The sequence below is a fragment of the Pseudomonas sp. KB_15 genome (genome assembly GCF_052114525.1).
Lineage (GTDB): Bacteria > Pseudomonadota > Gammaproteobacteria > Pseudomonadales > Pseudomonadaceae > Aquipseudomonas.
The window spans coordinates 1-483 of record NZ_JBFREX010000184.1 but is presented as its reverse complement, the minus strand read 5'-3'; the positions used below and the strand labels follow the sequence as shown (position 1 = coordinate 483).

The following is a 483-nucleotide window of genomic DNA, read 5'->3' as shown; positions in this document are numbered from 1 at the left end:
GTGCCCGGCGGCGCGGGCAGTGCCGGGAGGACGGGCGAGTTGCCCGGCGCCATGGCGACCTTTGTGCCGCCTGCGCTCGATGGCCCGGCGGACATGTCGATGCGGCTGCCGCCCGCGCTGGGGCTGGGCGTCAAGCGCGCCTTCGACACGGCGGCCGCGCTCACCCTGTTGCTGCTGCTCTCGCCGCTGATGCTGACGGTGGCGCTGATCGTGATGAAGGATGGCGGCCCCTGCCTGTTCGGCCATACGCGCATCGGCGCCAACGGCCGCAAGTTCAAGTGCCTGAAGTTCCGTTCGATGGTGATGAACGCCGACGTGGTGCTGAAGGAGCTGCTGGCCTCGGACCCCGTGGCGCGTGCCGAGTGGGAGCGCGATTTCAAGCTGCGAGACGACGTGCGCATTACCCGGCTGGGCCGCTTTATCCGCCGCACCAGCATCGACGAACTGCCGCAGCTATGGAACGTGGTGCGCGGGGACATGAGC

The 483-nt window shown here is 69.2% G+C and carries 1 protein-coding gene; it reads left to right on the top strand.

Annotated elements, in window-relative coordinates:
* Positions 1-39: 39 nt before the first annotated feature.
* Positions 40-483, top strand: a 444-nt coding sequence (locus AB4Z35_RS30360) for a sugar transferase (RefSeq protein ID WP_442101209.1), incomplete at its 3' end; no start/stop codon positions are given.